This is a genomic window from Flavobacterium sp. FPG59, assembly GCF_002150205.1.
Lineage (GTDB): Bacteria > Bacteroidota > Bacteroidia > Flavobacteriales > Flavobacteriaceae > Flavobacterium.
In genome coordinates, this window is the sequence record NZ_MTCA01000384.1 from 1 (window position 1) to 1,229 (window position 1,229).

Sequence of the window (1,229 nt, forward strand, 5' to 3'; positions counted from 1 at the left end):
GTATTTGAACTCGTAAAATTTAAAAGTAAAAATAGTATGTACCAAACAAATAATTCTTTAAAAATGTGTTTGTGTTTTTTAAAAAAAAAGAAAACATAAACCGTTAAAAAAATGGTTGAGATAAAGCCAAAAATACCTCCATATAACAAAGATGATATCCAAACATTATGAGGATGATCTGAATAACCCACGTCAAACTTGTACCCAAACATTCTCATATAATCGAAACCATCACCGAATAATTTTGAAAGGGCAGGCATTTCAGAAAAAAATTCAAATGCATAAACCCATCTATTACTTCTAGTATCATTTTCTTGAGATGAAAGATCTTCCAGTGTCAATAATCGATCTAAAACTGAAGTTATCTCACTACTAGATTCTATTATAGAATCTATGTCTAATCTAGTTAAGGATACAAAAAAAACTAATAAAAAAACAAATGCTATCCATGGTTTCTTGATAAATGCTTGTTTTTTTTTATTAAATGCATTAAGCTTGAAACTATATGAGTCCACTTTAAACGACCAAAAAATAATATAAAAAATTAAAAAAATACCAATAACAAAACCGCGCCTTGATCCTGACATAAGACCTGCAGCTAAAATTAGTAATAATGCAACAGTATATACTATTTTTAGTTTTACATTTGTAGTTTTTTTATAGCAGTATAAACCAGCAAAAAGCCCACAATAAAGCCCTATCGCATATACATTATAGTCGGCATTTAAAGATGAACCAAATGAAATCTCCGACGTCCCGTCTGCACTAACTACCTCAAAGTAATTCAGAATAATTCCTGAACTCATAAAATAAAGTTTAAGTAAACCTAATATTGATGAAATTGTCGTTAAAAAAAAGGTAGATCTAAATAATATTGATTTAAACTTATTAAAATCATCATAACTCTTGATAGAGTAATTCATAATTGTCATAAAAATAAACCACCAAATAATGTTAAAAAAATCACCAACAACATTTATTTCATCTAGGTAAAATACTGCATGAAAAATATATACAAAAGCTGGCAAAATAAAAAGTAAAGTATTATACAAAACTTTAAAACCTTTTAAAATAACATTAAAAAAAATTAAAACCTGTAAAAACCGTATTACATTAAAATTTAATACAGATGATAAACAAAGTTCACCAATTAACATTGAAACTAATATCCCGCCGTAAACAATATTTATTTTTCTTAAATTCATTTAATCAAAAGTTTAGTAAAATTT

The 1,229-nt window shown here is 26.2% G+C and carries 1 protein-coding gene; it reads right to left on the reverse strand.

Going from position 1 to position 1,229, the window contains the following annotated elements; all coding sequences use genetic code 11:
* Nucleotides 1-1,205 (reverse strand): O-antigen ligase family protein (locus tag FPG59_RS16175; protein WP_140344725.1); only part of this gene is annotated, 1,205 nt, incomplete at its 3' end.
* Nucleotides 1,206-1,229: the final 24 nt, after the last annotated feature.